General features: G+C 51.9%; 21 protein-coding genes. 15 read left to right on the forward strand and 6 right to left on the reverse strand.

The genetic code is table 11. The features are described from left to right. Positions 1 to 223 precede the first annotated feature (223 nt). Positions 224 to 760: a phosphoglycerate mutase family protein gene (locus L2731_RS07070; protein ID WP_249252443.1), complete on the reverse strand. Its 537-nt coding sequence runs from the start codon at positions 758 to 760 to the stop codon at positions 224 to 226. Between the two features lie 153 nt (positions 761 to 913). Here L2731_RS07070 and L2731_RS07075 point away from each other — a divergent pair, with 153 nt between their 5' ends. The 3 genes from L2731_RS07075 to L2731_RS07085 all read left to right on the forward strand — a co-directional run bounded on the left by L2731_RS07075 (position 914) and on the right by L2731_RS07085 (position 3312). After that, positions 914 to 1495, forward strand: a complete 582-nt coding sequence (locus L2731_RS07075; protein ID WP_041510196.1) for a DUF5610 domain-containing protein — start codon at positions 914 to 916, stop codon at positions 1493 to 1495. Between the two features lie 466 nt (positions 1496 to 1961). Continuing rightward, the gene (locus L2731_RS07080) at positions 1962 to 2702 is read left to right on the forward strand and encodes a ferredoxin--NADP reductase (RefSeq protein WP_249252444.1); all 741 of its coding nucleotides are present in this window, start codon (positions 1962 to 1964) and stop codon (positions 2700 to 2702) included. 10 nt (positions 2703 to 2712) lie between these two features. Further along, on the forward strand, positions 2713 to 3312 hold the full coding sequence (locus L2731_RS07085; RefSeq protein WP_249252445.1) for a glutathione S-transferase N-terminal domain-containing protein: 600 nt from the start codon (positions 2713 to 2715) through the stop codon (positions 3310 to 3312). 42 nt (positions 3313 to 3354) lie between these two features. Here L2731_RS07085 and L2731_RS07090 read toward each other — a convergent pair whose 3' ends face one another. Then, the gene (locus L2731_RS07090; RefSeq protein ID WP_249252446.1) at positions 3355 to 3825 is read right to left on the reverse strand and encodes a hypothetical protein; all 471 of its coding nucleotides are present in this window, start codon (positions 3823 to 3825) and stop codon (positions 3355 to 3357) included. A 170-nt stretch (positions 3826 to 3995) separates the two neighbouring features. Here L2731_RS07090 and L2731_RS07095 point away from each other — a divergent pair, with 170 nt between their 5' ends. From L2731_RS07095 to L2731_RS07110, 4 genes are all read left to right on the forward strand, one after another. Beyond that, positions 3996 to 5003 carry a Fe(3+) ABC transporter substrate-binding protein gene (locus tag L2731_RS07095; RefSeq protein WP_239849718.1) on the forward strand — a complete coding sequence of 336 codons (1008 nt, stop codon included), beginning with the start codon at positions 3996 to 3998 and terminating at the stop codon, positions 5001 to 5003. Between the two features lie 158 nt (positions 5004 to 5161). Next, positions 5162 to 6793, forward strand: a complete 1632-nt coding sequence (locus L2731_RS07100) for an ABC transporter permease (RefSeq protein ID WP_249252447.1) — start codon at positions 5162 to 5164, stop codon at positions 6791 to 6793. 1 nt (position 6794) lies between these two features. Then, complete coding sequence (locus tag L2731_RS07105; RefSeq protein WP_249252448.1) at positions 6795 to 7823, forward strand: ABC transporter ATP-binding protein; 1029 nt, start codon at positions 6795 to 6797, stop codon at positions 7821 to 7823. A 187-nt stretch (positions 7824 to 8010) separates the two neighbouring features. After that, positions 8011 to 8949: a Dyp-type peroxidase gene (locus L2731_RS07110; protein ID WP_249252449.1), complete on the forward strand. Its 939-nt coding sequence runs from the start codon at positions 8011 to 8013 to the stop codon at positions 8947 to 8949. A 60-nt stretch (positions 8950 to 9009) separates the two neighbouring features. On the opposite strand, the gene L2731_RS07115 is transcribed toward L2731_RS07110, so the two are convergent. Beyond that, on the reverse strand, positions 9010 to 9468 hold the full coding sequence (locus tag L2731_RS07115; protein ID WP_249252451.1) for a cupin domain-containing protein: 459 nt from the start codon (positions 9466 to 9468) through the stop codon (positions 9010 to 9012). A gap of 231 nt (positions 9469 to 9699) precedes the next feature. Next, positions 9700 to 10170 (reverse strand): transcriptional regulator ArgR, encoded by a 471-nt coding sequence (gene argR / locus L2731_RS07120; protein WP_041510202.1) that lies wholly within the window; start codon positions 10168 to 10170, stop codon positions 9700 to 9702. 318 nt (positions 10171 to 10488) lie between these two features. On the opposite strand from argR, the gene mdh reads away from it, so the two are divergent. Then, positions 10489 to 11424 carry a malate dehydrogenase gene (gene mdh, locus L2731_RS07125; protein WP_239849723.1) on the forward strand — a complete coding sequence of 312 codons (936 nt, stop codon included), beginning with the start codon at positions 10489 to 10491 and terminating at the stop codon, positions 11422 to 11424. Positions 11425 to 11531: 107 nt separating this feature from the next. Here mdh and ispB read toward each other — a convergent pair whose 3' ends face one another. Then, positions 11532 to 12503: an octaprenyl diphosphate synthase gene (ispB, locus tag L2731_RS07130; RefSeq protein WP_041510203.1), complete on the reverse strand. Its 972-nt coding sequence runs from the start codon at positions 12501 to 12503 to the stop codon at positions 11532 to 11534. Between the two features lie 275 nt (positions 12504 to 12778). Here ispB and rplU point away from each other — a divergent pair, with 275 nt between their 5' ends. The 7 genes from rplU (at position 12779) to L2731_RS07165 (ending at position 17005) form a co-directional block, all read left to right on the forward strand. Then, positions 12779 to 13090, forward strand: a complete 312-nt coding sequence (rplU, locus tag L2731_RS07135) for a 50S ribosomal protein L21 (protein ID WP_011864675.1) — start codon at positions 12779 to 12781, stop codon at positions 13088 to 13090. A gap of 15 nt (positions 13091 to 13105) precedes the next feature. After that, positions 13106 to 13360, forward strand: coding sequence for a 50S ribosomal protein L27 (gene rpmA / locus L2731_RS07140; protein WP_011864676.1), 255 nt, complete (start codon positions 13106 to 13108; stop codon positions 13358 to 13360). 216 nt (positions 13361 to 13576) lie between these two features. Then, positions 13577 to 14740: an Obg family GTPase CgtA gene (gene cgtA / locus L2731_RS07145; protein ID WP_041510204.1), complete on the forward strand. Its 1164-nt coding sequence runs from the start codon at positions 13577 to 13579 to the stop codon at positions 14738 to 14740. 35 nt (positions 14741 to 14775) lie between these two features. Further along, positions 14776 to 15537 carry a threonine/serine exporter family protein gene (locus L2731_RS07150; RefSeq protein WP_249252453.1) on the forward strand — a complete coding sequence of 254 codons (762 nt, stop codon included), beginning with the start codon at positions 14776 to 14778 and terminating at the stop codon, positions 15535 to 15537. After that, positions 15534 to 16004 carry a threonine/serine exporter family protein gene (locus L2731_RS07155; RefSeq protein ID WP_041510206.1) on the forward strand — a complete coding sequence of 157 codons (471 nt, stop codon included), beginning with the start codon at positions 15534 to 15536 and terminating at the stop codon, positions 16002 to 16004. Before L2731_RS07150 ends, L2731_RS07155 begins: the two co-directional genes overlap by 4 nt. A 40-nt stretch (positions 16005 to 16044) precedes the next feature. Beyond that, positions 16045 to 16527 carry a type 3 dihydrofolate reductase gene (folA, locus tag L2731_RS07160; protein WP_249252455.1) on the forward strand — a complete coding sequence of 161 codons (483 nt, stop codon included), beginning with the start codon at positions 16045 to 16047 and terminating at the stop codon, positions 16525 to 16527. 85 nt (positions 16528 to 16612) lie between these two features. Then, positions 16613 to 17005 carry a DUF3718 domain-containing protein gene (locus tag L2731_RS07165; protein ID WP_041510208.1) on the forward strand — a complete coding sequence of 131 codons (393 nt, stop codon included), beginning with the start codon at positions 16613 to 16615 and terminating at the stop codon, positions 17003 to 17005. A 142-nt stretch (positions 17006 to 17147) separates the two neighbouring features. Here the strand turns inward: L2731_RS07165 and L2731_RS07170 are convergent, their stop codons facing one another. Further along, on the reverse strand, positions 17148 to 19172 hold the full coding sequence (locus L2731_RS07170) for a methyl-accepting chemotaxis protein (protein ID WP_249252456.1): 2025 nt from the start codon (positions 19170 to 19172) through the stop codon (positions 17148 to 17150). Positions 19173 to 19205: the final 33 nt, after the last annotated feature.

A 19205-nucleotide genomic window follows, 5' to 3' on the forward strand; every position in this document is an offset into this window, starting at 1 on the left:
CCCTTGAAGCAGATAGTCTCACCTTCGATAACCGTTAATCGGTTGCAGTTTTGACAGCTAACCGACAAGGGTTTACTTTTATTTCCCGCTCCAAAAAACGAATTACTCACCTGTGACTCTCCATGGCTGGGCTTGTTGCCAGCACCTGCTGCTAATCCATATATCGCTAATGTAATCAAGTTTAGTCTATAAAGCTAGCGCTATCTAGACTAATGTCTAATCCTTATTGGGTATTGCTTGAACTTGCACCATATTGGGTTTTTATCAGACTACTTGGGCCATCTTGGTGCAGGGAAAGGATAAATAAATTGTCATATTCATCCTCTCCCAATTGAGGTATCTCTGGTCCTCTCAGTGCCTTGATGAGCAGTGGTACAGTATTGGAATGCCCCGCAATGACCACATTGCCTTCCTGCGCCATGATGCTATCGACGATAGCCGCTATATGCTTGTCCATCTCCCTGCCCGCGTCGATAACGATCAGAGGAATCCCTTTCGCGGCGATAAGCGGTGCCAAAGTTTCCTGAGTGCGCTTAAATTGTGTCGATATGGCCAGGGTGAGTGGGGTATCGGCCAGGCTCTCTACCAAGGCTTGTGCCCTTAACTTGCCCGCGTCATTCAGGCTAGGGTCGCGACCTTGAGTGGCCTTTTCCCCATGACGTACCAGAATCACTGTCTTACTGACAATCGCCGCATTGGCCTGGGCTATAGGCAGGTAACCTAATAGGGCCAGAAGCCCAAAGCTGATGAGTCTTAACATAAGCATCCCTATCTGTCTTAACGAGTTGGCTAGCATATCCTATTTCGCTGAGTATGCCGATGACAGATTAATTGGGCCTTAGGGCTAAAGTTGTTTATAAAATGGACGATAATTATAGCTGAGGGTTAATTTAATTTGGTGAGTGAGGCGATTATGGAGATTCAAAATCACGGCGGAGCCGTATCTGCGGCGGCGCATAACAAGACAGATTCGACGACTAACCATGGTCAGCAAGTCTCCGAAGTGGCTAAGAACAAGACGGCCCTGGCGGCCAGTAAACAGTTGATGAATACGGCGATCCTGGAAGCGCAGCAAGATGTGAACTTGAGCGCAGGCAATGAGCCCATGCAGCTGCTCTATAAGGCGGCAATCGAGGCGATCAATGAGGAGCTGGCGCCCACTATGGGAGAGCACGCCATTGAGACGGCTGTGGCTCAAGGGGTCGATACCTCGCCTGAGGCGACGGCCGAGCGCATCGTTAGCTTTGCCACCCAGTTTTTTGCCATACACCAGGAGCAAAACAGTGGCATGTCGTTCGACGAACAGTTGAGCTCCTTCATGGACATTATCGGCGGGGCGATAGACCAAGGTTTCGATGAGGCCAAAGATATCCTCTCTGGGCTCAAGGTGCTTGAAGGTGACATTGAGGCCGGGGTCGACAAGACCTACGGCCTGGTACAGGAAGGGCTGCAGGCATTCAGAGACAGTTTCAATCAGGAGCCTGAGCAAGAATAGCGTCTCTTTCGATACCATTTGGCTAGGGCCTGTTGATCTTTGCCGTTTGTTTTTGCAGCATTTTGAAGGTGATTTATACAAGGCAGAGCCTGTGTCGTGTAGTCTTCTACACAAACTGGCGATAACACCGTAGAAAAGGCCTACAAACGCTGCCCAACGGGTTCATCTAAACGCGCGCTGCACTTTATGAAAGGCTTCCTGCCTTTCACCGCAGGCGGTCAGCTACGCTGTTAGAAATCGTTCCAGACGATTTCTTTGTTGTTCGCCATTCACATAGAGTAACTATGCTTCATGGCTCTCGCCTCGCGCAAAACGCGTTTAGATTGAACAAAAATTAAACTTAAAAGATCAACAGGCCCTAAGATAAACCCCTTCATATAAGGGGTTTTTTGTTGTCTTGACTCGGATGGAAAATCTATGAATCATGGGAGTATCAGTGTCGATTGATGCCAGCAGAGGTGGCGATATGTGGGGAGAGGCAAAGGTTGTAGAGCGGATTGACTGGAGCGATCAGTTATTTACCTTGAAGCTGTCGGCGGATATCGGCGAGTTTATTGCTGGGCAATTTATCAAGTTGTCGCTGCATATCGACGATAAACGTGTCGCCCGGGCCTATTCTTTGGTCAATGCGCCCGATGCGCCGCTGCTTGAGGTGCTGGCGGTAAGTGTCGACGACGGGCTGCTTTCGCCTAAGCTCCAGGCCTTAGGGCCGGGGGATAGCGTCGATATCTCTACCAAGGCGGCGGGTTTTTTGACGCTGGATGAGCTGCCTAAGCAGGGCAAACATCTGTGGTTTTTTGCTACGGGTACAGCAGTGGGTCCCTTTATCTCCATGATGAGAACCGCCGAGCCCTGGCAGAGATTTGAGCGTGTGATCTTAGTATATGGGGTGAGGTATCAAGACGATCTCGCCTATTATCAGGAGCTTAAATCGTTCGAGGCGCAATACCCTGAGCAGTTTACCTTAGTCACCTCAGTGACCCGAGAGCCGGTAGAAGGGGCGCTGGGTTGCCGCATCACCCAAGGGGTAGAGAGCGGCGTGATAGAGCAGCAAGTTGGCCTCAGCCTAAGCGCACAAGATTCACAGGTGATGATCTGTGGTCATCCCGAGATGATAAAAGAACTCAATACCCTGTTGCAGTCTCGCGGCCTGGCTAAAAATCTTCGCCGCGCGCCAGGACAGATCACCGTCGAGAAATATTGGTAGAGGAAGCGAGATGCAATTACTGTTTTCTGACGCATCACCCTACGCAAGAACCGTGCGTGTCGTCATCGCACAGTTTGCCATCAGGGGGATCGAGCCGGTAGCGGTGAACCCATTGGACAATACCGAGCTACTGTTAGATGCCAATCCGCTGGCCAAGATCCCCTGTTTGTTGTTAAACGATGGCGGCGCCTTGTATGACAGCGAGGTGATCCTGCGCTACCTGGATCATGAATATTGCGGTGGTGAGCTGTTTGGTCAGCCGGGTGACTCTTGGTATGGCGAGACTCAATACTCCCTGATCAAGGGGCTGATCGACAGTGCGGTGGCATTAAGGCAGGAGCAGATGCGGGACGATGAAGGATTGCGTAGCCCGTTCTGGACGGCGAGATTCGAGCAAGCCTTACTCAGGGGGCTGGCACAAATAGAGCTGATGGCCATTTCTGGGCATAGCAAGTTGTCGTTGCAGCAGATTTGTCTCGCCTGCCTGTTAGAGTATATAGATTTTCGACATCCTGACCTGGATTGGCGTAAGGTGGCGCCCGCTACGGCAAGATGGCTACAGACTTTCTCTATGGGCGCGGCCATGTTAACCACGCGTCCCCGCGCCTAGCCTTTGCCTAGCATCAGGCCGTTTGCATTTGAGGCTCTGCCTCTAGTGGCGGCTATCGGTAAGGCGCCGCCCCTTAGCCGGTTGATTGCGTCGATTGGGCTCGCCGAAAACGCCATAGAGTTCGCTGGTCACGCCAAAGTCGACCCGCCTGTCCTCGGTTTGTCCTCTTCTGTCTTCATGATGTAGATATCGACAGTGACACTCGGCCTCGTTGCAGTCAGGGAGGGGGAGTGTCGGCGCGTCTTTGGAGAGAAAACGTTTATCTTTTAGTTTCTTCGCGCTGTCACACACACCTTTGTCGTTGACAATCTCGACGCAGTGATAGGGGTGACTAGTGCTCTGATCATGGATTGGAGTATGGGGAACTTCTTCGCTTATCGTACTGGTGCCGTGGCTTGCCTGAGTCATGGCGGCTCTGCGGGCTCGGCGGACTCGTCCCCGAGTAAATCTATGTTTAAAGAGGAACAGAAGCAGAATGACGGCAAGCATCAGCGCGAGAATTTCCAGTAGCATATAAGATCCTTTTATTGGCCGAGTCCTTTGAGTCTAGTCAGCGAGGCATTTTTGGTCAAAATGAGCGGCCTCGCAAATTTTGACCAATCTGGCTTGCCGTTTCATGCCAGATTGATTACCCTTGTCGCAATTGATAATTATTATCATTAACTTTAGCGCGGAGTATCTGCATGAGATTCATGAAACGTTTGGCTGTTTTGGGTTTTGCTTGTGTCACTTCAATGGCCAATGCGGCCGACAGCATCACGGTTTATTCCTATCGACAGGCTTTTCTTATCGATCCTATTCTGGCTGACTTTACCAAGGAGACAGGGATTAAGGTTAATCTGGTGTTTGCCAAGCAGGGCATCGCCGAACGCATCGCCCGAGAGGGGCGTCTTTCACCGGCGGATCTTGTGCTCACCTCAGATTTTTCCCGTTTGATGGAGCTGGCTGACAAGGGGCTCGTGGCCTCGGTCGACAGCGAGACCTTGCAGCAGAACATTCCTGCTAATCTTCGTTCGCCCGACGGCGATTGGTTTGCCCTCACCAAGCGCGTGAGAAACATCTATTCCTCTAAAGAGCGACTTGGCCCGCTGGATATCGATTATGAAGATCTGGCGGATCCTAAATTTAAGGGTAAGATCTGTACTCGTAGTGGCAAGCATCCCTACAACATCTCTCTGGTCGCGTCGATGATCGCCCATCATGGCGAGGCGGATACCAAGACCTGGCTAGAAGGCGTTAAGGCAAATCTTGCTCGCAAGCCACAGGGCAACGACAGGGCGCAGGTGAAGGCGGTCAAGGAAGGCTTATGCGACATCGCCATAGGTAACAGCTACTACCTGGGTAAGATGCTGCAAGACCCCAAGCAGGTACCTTGGGCCGAGGCGGTTAACATCAACTTCCCGAATCAGAAAAATCGCGGCGCTCACATCAATGTCTCTGGCATGGCCTTGGCTAAGTATGCCCCAGAGCGTCAGAACGCCATCAAGCTGATGGAATATCTCTCGGGTCAACAGGCGCAGCAGACCTACGCCGAACTTAACATGGAATACCCGGTTAAGTTGGACGTAAAGCCGTCAACGCTGGTGGCATCCTGGGGAGACTACAAGGCCGATGAGCTGCCTATCCACAAGCTGGCGGAATTCCACGGCGCGGCGGTGAAGTTGCTCGACCAGGTGAAGTTTGACCTCTAAATCGAGCTCGAATACTCATCAGTTGATAGCCTTCCCTCGGGAAGGCTATCTCGTTTTTATGCCAGATGGGTCATCATTCAACTAATTATCGTTTGCGTTTAAGCTTAGATTTAAGTTGGTCACCGATAATGACCTGACTCGATCTATTGAGATTTTCTATGATTTTAGGCTTCCCCAAATCTTGGTCTACCCTGAGTTATCTGACCGCCATCTGCTTTGCCTTACCCTTGGGGGCCATCTGCATTCAGGCATTGGTGCCAGATGAGGCGGTATTCGGTCACCTGATGCAGACTGTACTGCCTACCTATATTTTCAACACCTTGGCCTTGATGTTGTTTGTCAGCTTGGGTGCCTTGCTGATCGCCGTGCCTGCCGCCTGGAGTGTGGCTCGCTGTGATTTTCCTGGGCGCAACTGGTTTCAGTGGGCGCTGCTGCTGCCCTTAGCCATGCCCGCCTACGTGGTGGCCTATGTCTATACGGATCTGCTGGATTATGCCGGGCCGGTGCAGGGCTGGCTGAGGCAGGTCAATGGCTGGCAGTCGCCCATGGATTACTACTTTCCCGATGTGCGCACCTTAGGCGGCGCGTCTGTGATGCTGGCGCTGGTGTTGTTTCCCTATATCTATCTTCTGGCGCGCACCGCATTTATGGAGCAGTCGCCTAGCCTGCTGCACGCCTCCCGAGTGATGGGGGCCGGCCCCTGGCGCAGTTTTTGGCGCCTTAACCTGCCTATGGCGAGGCCGGCCTTGGCGGTGGGAGCGGCTCTTGTGGCGATGGAGACGGCTGCCGATTTTGCCACCGTCAGCTACTTTGCCGTGCCCACGCTAACGACGGCGGTCTACGATACCTGGCTGGGCTACGGCAGTCTGGCGGCGGCTGCTAAGTTGTCTGCCATCATCCTGTTGGTGGTCTTTTGTCTGATCGGTGCCGAGCGTTTTGCCCGGCGTAAGCAGCAGCTGTTTCAGAAACAGACACCAATCACCTCCCACGAAAGATACGCGCTATCGGGGAGTAAGGCGTGGCTGGCCAGTGGTTATTGCGCGGTGCTGCTCTTATTGGCCTTCGGCCTTCCCGTGTGGGTGTTGCTGGGGTACGCCTGGGATTACTTTGAGGTGAGTTGGAGTCAGGATTTCTGGCAATACAGTTTGAACAGTCTGACGATCGCCTTGGTGGTTAGCCTGATCACCGTGGTGTTCGCCTTGTTGTTGATGTTTGTCCGGCGCTGTAGCCCAAGGAAAATAGACATGTTGCCCTCGCGCCTGGCCTCTACCGGATATGCCCTGCCAGGCACAGTGCTGGCTATCGGTGTCTTAGTGCCCCTCAGCTACCTGGATTTTGCGGTAAATGATCTCTATGCCTATTTTGACTTGAATGGGCCGGGACTTATCTTCAGCGGTACCCTGTTTGTGTTAATTTTTGCCTTCGCCATCCGCTTTGCTGCCATTGCCATCGGCAGCATAGAAAACAGTTATAAACAGATCAGTCCCTCGCTGGATATGGCGTCTGTGACCATGGGGATGAGGCCTGGGAGCATACTTACACGGATCCACCTGCCATTGCTGCGTAGCGGCATCTTTGCCGCCATCTTGCTGGTGTTTATCGAGTGCATGAAGGAGCTACCGGCGGCATTACTACTCAGGCCTGTCGGCTTTGAAAATCTTGCCACCTATGTCTATCAGTTTGTCTCAGATGAGCAGCTTGAGCAGGGGGCCCTGGGGGCCATAGTGATCGTCTTGGTAGGTCTGGTTCCACTCATCTATCTCAATCGCTCCCTGGAGCAAGGTAACTAAAATGTCGACTCTTACCATAGAACAAGTGCATAGCGATTATCAGGGGCAGGCGATACTGAAAGGCTTAGATCTCGTGTTGCATCAGGGGGAAATAGCCGCCCTTCTCGGGCCCAGTGGCTGTGGCAAGACCACGCTACTCAAAGCGATAGCCGGATTACAGCCTATCTCTCAGGGACGCATCAGTATCAATGGCCGATTATTGTCTGGTCCAGATGTTTTTGTGCCCAGCGAGCAGCGTGAGGTCGGCATGATCTTTCAAGATTACGCCCTGTTTCCGCACCTGACCGTAGCCGAGAACATACTTTTTGGTGTCAAAGGGTTGAGTAAGTCTGATAGGCAGTCGCGGCTCAGTGAGATGCTGGCGCTGGTTAAGCTGGAAGGCCTAGGTGGGCGTTATCCCCACGAGCTCTCCGGTGGTCAGCAACAGCGGGTGTCGATTGCCCGGGCACTCGCCTATGAGCCGGAGCTGCTGTTACTTGATGAGCCCTTTTCCAATATCGATGCTAAGGTGCGCGGCGAGATGATGGTGGAGATCCGCGAGATCTTAAAACAGCGCGGGGTCAGTGCTGTGTTCGTGACCCATAGTAAGGATGAGGCCTTCGTCTTTGCCGACAAGCTGGCGCTGTTTAAAGAGGGGGCTATCGCGCAATACGGTGATGCCGAGGCCCTCTATGCCTTGCCTGCCGACAAGTATGTGGCGGAATTTCTCGGTCAGGTGAATTATCTCAGCTGTGAGGTGAGTGCGCGTAATAGGCTAAATACCTTGCTGGGCGAGGTGCAAAGCAGTAGTGACTTGGACAAGGCCAAAGGCTATCGCGGTGAGCTCTTGCTGCGCCCAGAGCAGCTGCAGATAGCAGAGGATGAGCGAGGGGAGGGCACCATCATAGCGCGGCGCTTCCTCGGTAACCTCTGCCACTACAGTATCTTGATTGGCGAGGAGGTATTGGCAGTGCGATCGCCTTTGCATCATTTCACAGAGGGGCAGAATGTTGCCTTGTCGGTGACGCCTCATCCGGCGGTATTGTTCTAAACTGGGCTGATGTAACACTTTTGTGAAGCGCATTTACGTCTTGCTATGGTTGCCAACTTAAAAAAAAGTTAATCTAGCCATTAAATGACGTTTCGCTTTAACGGTTTGTGGGTTGTGTAATACTAATTATCGCTAAAGTTTCGGATAATAGCGCCGAAATTGAGACTGACGAAGGGTAGGTTTATTTATGGATAATCTGGTTATGCCACGTGAACAGCTGGGTGTGTGTGCCGAAGGAAATTTACATAGTGTGTATCTGATGTTCAACGCCAATGATGGCGTCGAGTCTCAGCTGCGCCCCTGCGTCGCCAATGTCGCTCAGTATATCTATGAACTGGCCGACCAGTATGCCGACAGTGCCTTCAACGGCTTCGTGGCCATAGGTGCTAACTATTGGGATAGCCTCTATGGTGAGCGCAGACCTTCAGAGCTCAAGCCTTTCCCGGCCATGCATGCCGACAACCGCGATGCACCGGCCCATGAGTATGATCTCTTCGTGCATCTGCGCTGCGATCGCTACGATATCCTGCATCTGGTGGCTAATGAGGTGTGTCAGATGTTTGAAGATCTCGTCGAGTTGGTGGACGAGGAGCGGGGATTCCAGTTTATGGATACCCGAGATCTGACTGGATTTGTCGACGGCACTGAGAATCCCAAGGGACGTCATCGCCAGGATGTGGCTCTGGTGGGAGACGAAGACGAATACTTCCGAGGCGGCAGCTATATCCATGTGCAGAAGTTCGCCCATAACCTCAGCAAGTGGAATCGCCTGCCACAGAAGAAGCAGGAAGATATCATAGGCCGTACTAAGATAGACAATATCGAGTATGCCTCCGAGGACAAGCCGCTTACCAGTCATATCAAGCGGGTTAACCTGAAAGATGCCGACGGCAAGTCGATGGAGATCCTGCGTCAGAGTATGCCTTACGGTTCGATGAAAGAGCAGGGGCTGATGTTTATCTCAGTCTGTCGCAATTCTGTGAATTTCGAGAAGATGCTACACAGCATGATCCATGGTGACGGCGAGGGAAATCACGATCACCTGATGCACTTTACTCAGGCGCTGACCGGCTCGGCATTCTTTGCCCCTTCGCTGGATTTTATGGCGCGCGAAGCCGATATCTAGGGCCTAACCCAACAAAAAACACACCCTAAGGTGTGTTTTTTATGCTCGCTTACAAGCGGATTAGCGGTCTGGATCCCAATAGTTGGTCGGCCTCTTGGCATAAACCTCGTCGATGGAGCGCACCTGCACCTTATTGTGCTCTGGATACACCACCACATCGTGGGTATCGCGATTGCCTAACACCATAAACAGAAAGTCGGCATCTGACTCGTTTTTTAAGGTATGGGAAATACCTGAGTTGGCGGTAAAACAGATATAGTCGCCCTGTTTAAAGGGATGCGGCTCGCCGTCGATATACAGAGTGGCTTCGCCCTGTAGCGCGTAGAGGTGCTCCTCTTCCTTGGTGTGATAATGGGCGACGGAGGAGAGTTTACCGGGTTCCAGTCGCTCCATGGTGACACCTATCTGCTGGCAACCGGCGGCATCGCCGATATGTTTCTGATGACTGGCGTATTGATCTGAGTGTTGCCAAGATTCCCAGCAAAGGTTGTCGATATTGATTATCTTATTGTTATTCATCTCGGGTCCTTAACCATCGGGTGACAGAGGGGATGGTTTGGCATCAGTGTATCCTATCGTATATACAGTATTCAATTTGAGCGTAAATAAAAAAAGACACCCTTTGGCGTTAACAGCGCAAAGGGTGTCTCTATATCTATCGCCGAGGTTTTCGCCGAGGAGTATGACTGGGGCTAAGCCCGAGCGTGGATTAATCGGCGAATAATGAGTCGCTAGATTTAGTCGGCAGACTTAATCGGCATAGTTAAACAGCGACTTGACCGTCTCGAGTGTCTTGTCCACTTCCTGAATGTTGGAAGGGCAGATAAAGATAGTATCGTCACCGGCGATGGTGCCCAGTATACCTTCGGGCTTGCCGATAGAGTCCAGCAGTCTGGCGATCAGCTGCGCCGCACCAGGGCTGGTTCTGACCACTATCATAGATTGGTTATGGTCGACGTCCAGTACTAGGTTCTTCAGCGGGCTGCCAGCCGTCGGGACCCCAAGCTCGGCGGGTAGGCAGTAGACCATCTCTTGCTTGGCGTTGCGGGTGCGCACCGCCCCAAACTTGCTCAGCATACGAGAGACTTTGGATTGGTTAATGTTGTTGAAGCCCTCAGCTTGCAGGGCATTGACTATCTCGCTCTGGGAGCCAAAACGCTCCTCTTTCAAGATAGCCTTAAAGGTCTTTACAAGTTCGTCTTGATTTTTATTGGCTTGCATATCGAATTATTCTTATATTCAAAAAACTGGCTTATTTTGAATATTTTTGCGCCATTAGTCAAGCGTTATTCGGATTGCGTGAATAAAAATTCAGGTTTGTCGGGTGGGTTTTGTGGCGGTCTTGTGACGTAGCACCGTGGGCAAGGCCGGGCAGTATAACTTATATCTGTTGTAAATGGCAGTTGACTGGGGCAATTCGAAATTATCTGGCCACACGACTAAGGGATAATTGAATTTTTACCGTGATTCCAGTAATGTTGCGCCATCGGTAAATCTAGATCTATATCACATAATATCCAAGAATTAACGGAGATAACTATGAAAGTTGCTGTACTTGGTGCCGCCGGTGGTATTGGCCAGGCTCTTGCCCTACTACTCAAAACTCAATTGCCTGCCGGTTCAAAACTATCCCTTTATGATATCGCGCCAGTAACCCCAGGTGTTGCTGTTGACCTAAGCCACATCCCTACTGCGGTAGAAGTAAAGGGTTTTGCGGGTGAAGATCCAACGCCAGCACTGGAAGGTGCCGACGTGGTACTTATCTCTGCTGGTGTTGCGCGTAAGCCAGGCATGGATCGCTCAGATCTATTTAACATCAACGCTGGTATCGTGAGAAACCTGGTTGAGAAGTGTGCCGCAACTTGCCCTAAGGCACTGATCGGTATCATCACTAACCCAGTTAACACGACTGTGGCTATCGCTGCCGAAGTATTGAAGGCGGCCGGTGTATATGACAAGAACCGTCTGTTCGGTGTGACTACCCTTGATGTGATCCGTTCTGAAACTTTCGTTGCCGAAGCGAAGGGCCTAAATGTTGCCGACGTTAAAGTCAATGTTATTGGTGGACACAGTGGCGTGACCATCCTGCCATTACTGTCTCAAATCGAAGGCGTAAGCTTCTCTGATGAAGAAGTGGCGGCTCTGACGACTCGTATCCAGAACGCGGGTACAGAAGTGGTTGAAGCTAAGGCGGGTGGCGGTAGCGCGACTCTGTCTATGGGTCAGGCGGCATGTCGTTTCGGTTTGTCACTGGTTCGTGGCCTACAGGGTGAAGCTAACGTTGTTGAATGTGCCTATGTAGATGGTGGCAGCGAGCATGCCGACTTCTTTGCACAACCTGTACTACTGGGTAAGAAGGGTATCGAGCAGGTACTTGCCTATGGTGAGGTTAGCGAGTTCGAAGCCAACGCACGCGACGCTATGCTAGACACGCTGAAAGCCGATATCACCCTGGGTGTAGACTTTGTTAAGTAAGGCACTGTGTGAGTAAGGTTTAGTCCTAAATAAAAAAATGGAGCCAATCGGCTCCATTTTTTATGGGTAATGTTTAACTCGTCATGACAAACCGACTAACTAGTTCGTTAGTGATTACGCGCCACGGCGATTTTCGCCAGCGATATCAGGGCCTGCTTATAGTCGCTATCGGCAAGCGGATCTAACGCGCGTATGGCCTTCTCTGCTTCTTCCTGAGCACGTTTCTCTGTGTAGCTGAGGGCGCCACATTGATCTAGGGCCTTTAATATGGTGTCGATATGTTCTGTGCCGTCGCCCTTCTCGATGGCATCGCGGATCAGCTGACGCTCTACCTCGTTACCGTTGGCGATGGCGTAGATCAGCGGTAGGGTGGGTTTACCCTCGGCGAGATCGTCACCTATATTCTTGCCCAGCGCCTCTGTATCGGCTGTATAGTCCAGTAGGTCATCGGTCAGCTGGAAGGCTGTACCAAGGTATTTACCATAGTCGGCCAGGGCGGTCTGAACCTCTATGCTACTATCGGCCAGCACGCCTGCCAGACGGGTGGCGGCTTCAAATAGCTTGGCCGTCTTGCAGTAGATGACGCGCATATAGCTCTCTTCGCTGGTGTCAGGGTCGTTACAGTTCATCAGCTGTAGAACCTCACCTTCGGCGAGCACGTTGGTAGTGTCGGCCAGTACCTCTAGCACCAGCATGTTTTTCAGCTCAGTCATCATCTGGAATGAGCGGGTATAGAGGAAGTCACCTACCAGTACGCTGGCACTGTTACCAAAGAGGGCGTTAGCCGTCTCGCGGCCACGTCTAAGCATGGATTCGTCGACGACATCGTCGTGTAGCAAGGAGGCGGTATGAATGAATTCGACGATTGCCGCCAACTTGACATGCGCTTCACCTTCATAGGCGATGGCGCGGGCGGCCAGAATAGACAGTAGCGGACGCATGCGTTTGCCGCCGCCGTTGATGATGTAGAATCCGAGTTGATTAATAAGGGCGACATCCGATTCCAACTGCTTATAGATAAGTTGGTCGACGGCTTTCATATCAGCGTCTGCCAGCTGACGAATGGCATTCAAATCCATATAATGGCTCTACTTTGAGGGTTGTAAGGTAATTCAGACAGCCCAAATTAAGGCGAAAATGTTATAATTATTAGATTCTACCTAAAAAAGCCTCGCCTGACAGTAGCAGAAGAGTATTGTGCGAGTAATTCCGATCTTTTTTTGATCAAAGTGAATTAGGACTTGTCAGCCAGGCGAACTTAGCGTAAACTCCGCGACCATTGTCATTAAAGCTTTTATAGCACCCAGCCAAACAAAAAGGGTCTGCGTGCTAGAAATATCGGAGTAAAATAGCTATGTACGCTGTTTTTCAAAGTGGTGGTAAGCAACACCGTGTTGCTGAAGGCCATACTGTACGTCTAGAAAAATTAGAAGTTGCTACAGGCGAAACTATCGAATTCGACCAAGTTCTTTTGGTTGCCGATGGTGAAACTGTACACGTTGGTGCACCTTTAGTTGAAGGTGGTAAGGTTGTAGCTGAAGTGATCAGCCATGGCCGTGGCGAGAAGGTAACTATCGTTAAGTTCCGTCGTCGTAAGCACCACGACAAGAAGATGGGCCACCGTCAGTGGTTCACCGAAGTTAAAATTACAGCTATCAACGCTTAATAAGGGGTCTAACTAATGGCACATAAAAAAGCTGGCGGTTCTACTCGTAACGGCCGCGATTCAGAAAGCAAACGTCTTGGTGTTAAGCGTTTCGGTGGTGAGTCAGTTCTAGCTGGTAACATCATCGTTCGTCAACGTGGTACTAAGTTCCACGCAGGTGTTAACGTAGGTATCGGTCGTGACCATACTCTATTTGCACTAACTGACGGTAAAGTTAAGTTCGAAGTTAAAGGTCCTAAGAACCGCAAGTTCATTAGCATCGAAGCTTAATACTTAGCTACCCAAGCTAGTTTCTAAAGCCCTGCCTCTGGTGGGGCTTTATTGTTTATGAAGAATCATTACTGGTGAATGAGCCTGTATATCGCTCCAGCACCAGTCCAATATTGCCTCTGCCACTTTTGAGCTGGGGTAGTTGCATCATTGTTTTTTGGCGGTAAGTTTCGATAGGCAGTATAATCGGTCTATTGTTTGGCGCCTGGAGTTGGTATGAAGTTTGTCGATGAAGCCGTGATCAGAGTAGAAGCTGGTGATGGCGGTAGTGGATGCGTTAGTTTTCGACGCGAAAAGTATGTGCCTGATGGTGGCCCAGATGGCGGTGACGGTGGTGATGGCGGCAGTGTCTATCTGCAGGCCGATGAAAACCTCAACACCCTGATCGATTACCGTTTCGAGCGCTTTCATTTTGCCGAGCGCGGTGAGAATGGTCGTGGTCGTGACTGTACCGGTCATGGCGGTAAAGACCTTATTCTTAAGGTGCCCGTAGGGACTCGCGCCGTCGATGAAGAAACCCAGGAAGCCTTGGGGGATCTCAAGACCCATGGTCAGAAGCTGTTGGTCGCCAAGGGCGGTTTTCACGGCCTGGGTAATACCCGCTTTAAGAGCAGTACCAACCGTGCACCGCGTCAGAAGACATTGGGTACACCGGGTGAGGTACGCAGCTTGAGACTCGAGCTGATGCTGTTGGCGGACGTGGGTCTTTTGGGTATGCCAAACGCCGGTAAGTCGACCTTCATTCGCTCCGTTTCTCGCGCCAAGCCGAAGGTTGCCGATTATCCTTTTACCACCCTGGTACCTAACCTGGGTGTGGTGACGCCAAGACATGGTCAGAGCTTCGTGATCGCCGATATTCCGGGTCTGATCGAAGGCGCAGCCGAAGGGGCCGGCCTGGGGATTCGCTTCCTCAAGCACCTCGAGCGCTGTCGCGTGCTGCTGCATATCCTGGATATCGAGCCTATCGACGGCACAGATCCTGTCGACAGTGCCCGCGCCATCGTGGGTGAGCTAGAGAAGCATTCACCTCTGCTGGCCAGTAAGCCGCGTTGGTTGGTGTTTAACAAGACTGATCTGCTGCTCGAAGAAGAGCTGCAAGAGCGTGTCGATCGCATCGTCAAAGAGCTGGATTGGCAGGGCGAGGTCTACTGTATTTCGGCCTACAACCGTGAAGGCACCCAGGAGCTGGCACTCAAGCTGATGGACTTTATCGATTCGCTGCCTGCAGAGGTCGAGGAAGATCCCGATGCCGAGGTCGAGTTCAAGTGGGACAACTATCATCAGAAGACCCAGGAAGTGGTCAACGAAGACTATGATGATGACTTCGACGATGACTTCGATGATGATGACTATGATGTCGAAATCATCTATCAAAGGTAAGTTTATTAAGCTACCCCTTTCATTCTGAGAGAATTGTGTACGCCGATACTCAAAATGATATTACCCGGCAGGTTGTCCGGGTTGCTCAACTCTTGCTAGCCTATGGTGCTGAGTCTGACCTCGTCGAAGAGATCAGCCAGCGCCTGGGTAAGGCATTAGGTCTCGCCAGCGTCGAGATCTCTATCTCCTCTAACTCCCTGGTGCTGACCAGCCTGGTCCACGGTCGCTGTATTACCACTACCCGACGTATTCGTGAACATGGCATCAATATGACTGTTATCTGCGAGCTGCAGCGCATCTGTCTGTTGACCGAGAAGGGGATTTACGGTCTCAATGAGGTGCGCAAGCGTGTCTCCAGGATTCAGCCTAAGAGTTATCCCAAGCGCTATCTGGTGCCCATGATAGGCTTCTCCTGTGGCAGCTTCTGTCATCTGTTTGGTGGCGATACCATGGCGGTGTTGATCACCATACTGGCGGCTTCTGTGGGTATGTCGGTGCGTCTGGCCATCGCCAAGCATCATTTCAACCTGCTGGTGAACTTTGCGGTGACCGCATTTATCACCACATTGGTGGCGCAGATGGGCTATCACCTGCAACTGACCGATACCCCTAAGCTGCCGATGGCCGCCAGCGTGCTGATGTTAGTGCCGGGCTTTCCCATGATCAATGCCATCTCGGATATGGTGAAGGGACACCTTAACGTGGGGATCTCCCGTTGGGGACACGCCACCCTGTTGACCGTCTCATCCGTCATAGGGATCACCATTGCCATGCAACTGGGAGGACTCTTCCTATGATGGAGCTCCTGCTTAAGCTGCTCAATGACGCCGCCTTCTCCGCGGTTCCGGCCGTGGGATTTGCCATGGTTTTCAATGTTCCCAGACGTTTCTTGCCATATTGCGCCCTCGCCGGCGCCCTGGGTCACAGCCTGCGTACCCTGCTGTTGCATTTCGGCATGCCGATAGAGTGGTGCACCTTTGCCGCGGCCGCCTTGGTGGGCGTGTTGACCATAGGCTTTGCGAAGAAGCATCTGGCACCGCCTCTGATGTACGCGGTGGCAGCGATCATTCCTATGATCCCCGGAACCTATGCCTACAACACAGTGATCGCCCTGGTGCAGCTGTCTGCCCAGTCAGAGGTGAGCCCTGAGCTGACTGCCGAGGTGATCAGCAATGGCTTGAAGACCATCTTTATCTTAGGGGCGCTATCTGTCGGACTCGCCATGCCTAGTCTGCTCTATTTTCGTACCCGCCCAGTGATCTAATTCTTAACCCTAGAAACGGCATAAGACCGTTGGAGAGCCCATGAAAATAGCGATGATTGCCGCGATGGCAAATAACCGGGTTATCGGCAAAGATAATCAGATGCCTTGGCATCTGCCCGAAGACCTACGCCACTTTAAACAGATGACCTTAGGCAAGCCTGTGGTCATGGGCCGCAAGACATTCGAATCCATTGGCAGACCCCTACCTGGGCGCCACAACCTGGTGGTGAGTCGACAAAAAGATCTGGTTATCGAGGGCGTGACCTGCGTGACCTCATTCGAACATGCCAAGGAAGTGGTGCAAGGCTGTGAGGAGTTGGTGGTTATCGGTGGCGGTCAGCTGTACGCCGAGCTCTTACCCCAGGCGGATCGCTTGTATCTGACCGAGATCAATCTTGATGTCGAGGGAGATACCCATTTCCCTGAGTGGGACGATGGCAGTTGGCAGCTGCTCGACAGTGAATCTCACATAAATGATAAAGGTTTGGAATATCGCTTTATCAATTTGGCAAAAAAATGTTAACTTATGGTGTTACCCCGAGTTGTCTTTAGGCATCACTTTAGTGATAGCTTACTGAAAAAAATAATAAATATTATAGGAGTACCCGATGCGTTTTTTACCGACTACGTTAGCTGTGGTAATTGCAGCCTCTGTTTATACTGTTCCTGCACCGGTTCAAGCCAACGATCAACTCGTTGCCAACATCTGCAACTATGTTCAGGCCGATGATAAAAACCGTTTACGTAAGAAATTGAAGGAAGCGCGCGTTAAGCTACGTAACGTGTATCAAGGGGTGAGCTGTAACGGTGACAGCCTGCTGCGTTTTGCCATGAAGAGCGGCGCCAACGACGTGGGTGAGTTTATGACTAAGCGTCTGTCCACCGAAGAGTTGAGCGTGAAGGAAGCCGATGGTTTGACCGTCGTTGAGTGGGCCGAGGGTAATGGTCACGGCGGCAGTCCTATTACTGCTGCAGTCAAGGATCGCCTCGCGGGTAACTAATCTATTAAAGCGCTTTTAGCCGAGCATTAAAAAACCGGACCCTAAGTCCGGTTTTTTGTGTCTATTTAAAGGCGGTTCTTAAACTATGGTGCATAAACCACAGTAGATAAACCGCGATAGATAAACCTATAGGGCGCGGCCGTTACACCTTAAACTCACCCACCGAGGCCTGTAACTCTTCGGCGAGCTGGGCAACCTGATGGCTCGACTGCGCCGTTTGATCGGCACCCGTGGCCGTCTCTTCGGAGATAGCCGCAATATGCTCAAGCTTCTCAGACACCTGCTGGCTCACTAGGTTCTGTTCCTGGGCGGCATTGGCAATATGGGTGCCCGAGTCATGGGCGTAGTGGACCGCATTGCTGATGCTCTCCAGGGCGACGTTGGCCTGCTCTGTCTTCTCGACACAGCTGCTTGCCTGTTCACGGCCCAGCTCCATCACGGAAACGGCTTCCTGGGTGCCCTGTTGTAACACCTGAATCATCTGCTGGATCTCTTGGGTCGAATCTTGAGTGCGCGATGCCAGGCTGCGAACCTCGTCGGCCACCACGGCAAAGCCTCGGCCTTGTTCACCGGCCCTGGCGGCCTCGATGGCGGCGTTCAGCGCCAGCAGGTTAGTCTGTTCGGCGATGCCGCGGATAACGTCCAGAATCGAGCCGATAGAGGCGCTGTCGGAGTGAACCTTGTTGATCACCTGACTCGCCTTGGCTACTTCATCGGCCAGCGCGAGTATGGTGCGCTTGTTCTCATCGGCGATGGCGCGCATATGTTGCGCTTCTTCATCGGCCTGCCTGATCTGATTCAGGGCTTCGTCGGCACTGGTACTCACCTGCATTGCGCTAGAGCTGAGCTGTGTCGTGGCGGTTGCCACCTGATCGACCTGGTTCTTCTGCTCCTGGATGCCTGCGGTGGTTTGTGCGGTAATGGCAGAAGTCTCTTCGGCCGCGGCGGCCAATTGGTTTGAGCGATCCAGGATCCCCTGGATCAGGGTGCGCAGGCTGTCTACAAGTCGGTTACAGTTGCGAGACAGCTCGGCAAATTCGTCATGGCCGCTATCGTCCAGCTTATGGGTCAGATTGCCAGAGGCCAGGATATTGAGGGCGTTGTTGACCTTATCCAGTGAATGCTTGAGTGGGCGGATCACGGCGATGCTCACCAGCACGGCCACCACTATGGCAATCAGGACCAGTGCTAGTGTCTTATAGCTGGCACTGTCGACCTCATCGATCGCCTTGACACTAACGGCCTGTGAGGTAGATTCAATCGCCTTGTTCAGGCTGCCCATGCTCTGATTTACCGCGGTGGCATTTGCTTCGACCGTGTTAAGCAGTTCACCTGCCTGGAAATTGAAGTCAAGCTGTTGGCCCTTACGCTTGAGAATCGAGTCAGGGCCGTTGAGCATGGTAAAGACCTTGCCTGCCTCTGCGTTGATGTTGTCTAACATCTCTTGGTCGATGACACCTTCCCAGTGGCGGCCCACATATTCCAGCTTGTTTTGCGCTTCGCTGATGATGTAGTCCAGCTCCTTGAGGATGGTCTCGTACTTGGATTTCTCCTTGGTATTGACCAGGTCATAGCTGCTGGTGATCAGGTTGCTGAAGCTGTTGTCTATGTTGCTGGCGGTGGCGGCAATTTCGCGCTCGGTGGGATCTTCACTGACCTCTAGATCGATAAGGTCCAGCAGCAGAGAGGCGGTATCGTCAGCCGCGACCTCTAGGCTCTCCAGGTTGTCGATTAAGGACTCTTGCGTCAGTAGTGACTGCTCTCTGGCCTGCATCATCTTGAGGCTGTTGTCGTTGAAGGACTGGTAGTTGGCTCTGAGGGACTTGATCTGGCCGCCCAGGTTGTCGCCATGGCCCTGAATGATGTGATTAAGTTGATCCAGCTCGGATATAAAGCCCTTGCTTAGGTTGGAGAATTGAGTACGAACCTGAGGCAGTTCTTTAGATTGCTTGCTATGGAAGGCCACCAGTAGCTGTTTTTCCTGTAGTGCAAGATTTTGAGTCAGGCCATTGCTGCTCTTTAGGGCTGGAAGGCTCAGGTCTTGCAAAACGAGGGTGCTGCTCTTGATGTTGTCATTGGTGACCAGGGACGCCACACCTAAGACGATAAGCAGTAAGGTGACGACACTAAATCCACCGATGACTCGAGTGGCGACGTTCAATTTCATAGGGCACTCCGGTTTTTGTTGTTATATCCCTAA

Origin of the sequence: Shewanella aquimarina (genome assembly GCF_023349185.1) — a bacterium.
In the GTDB taxonomy this organism is placed as follows: Bacteria; Pseudomonadota; Gammaproteobacteria; order Enterobacterales; family Shewanellaceae; genus Shewanella; species Shewanella aquimarina.